The sequence below is a fragment of the Nocardiopsis xinjiangensis YIM 90004 genome, from assembly GCF_000341145.1.
GTDB classification, from domain to species: Bacteria; Actinomycetota; Actinomycetes; order Streptosporangiales; family Streptosporangiaceae; genus Nocardiopsis; species Nocardiopsis xinjiangensis.
Genome location: NZ_ANBE01000020.1, coordinates 1 through 394, shown reverse-complemented (window position 1 = coordinate 394; position 394 = coordinate 1). Strand labels below are relative to the sequence as shown.

The window sequence follows — 394 nt, the reverse complement described above, 5'->3', positions numbered from 1 at the left end:
CTCAACCCGGACCGGCCGGAGAAGAACGAAGAGGCCGCCTTCGCCGAGCGGGGGCCCGCTTGAGGCGCACCTTCGAGGGGACGTTCCACTTCGAGGCCGACCACATCACCGAGTTCTCCCACGGCGGCACCACTTCGGCCGCGAACCTGCAGCCGTTGTGCTCGGTGCACAACCGGTTGAAGTACCGCCGCAACACCCGCCACCGGAACAAGACCGGGAAGAAGCCCGGCACCGGGGCCGGGGCCAAGGCCCCGCCGGATTCCACCGGCTAGCACCACTCTCTTCACCCCCGGGAAAAGTACCCCCGGGGGCCACACCCATGGCACCCCCAGCACCCGCACCCCCCCAGCAGCGGCCCCGGCGGCCGGAGCCTGCACCTGCGGCAAGCGTTCCC

At 71.1% G+C, this 394-nt stretch carries 1 protein-coding gene; it reads left to right on the top strand.

All coding sequences use genetic code 11. The features are described 5' to 3' along the window. Window positions 1–272 (top strand): HNH endonuclease signature motif containing protein (locus tag D473_RS0110870; RefSeq protein ID WP_241474764.1); only part of this gene is annotated, 272 nt, incomplete at its 5' end. Window positions 273–394 lie beyond the last annotated feature (122 nt).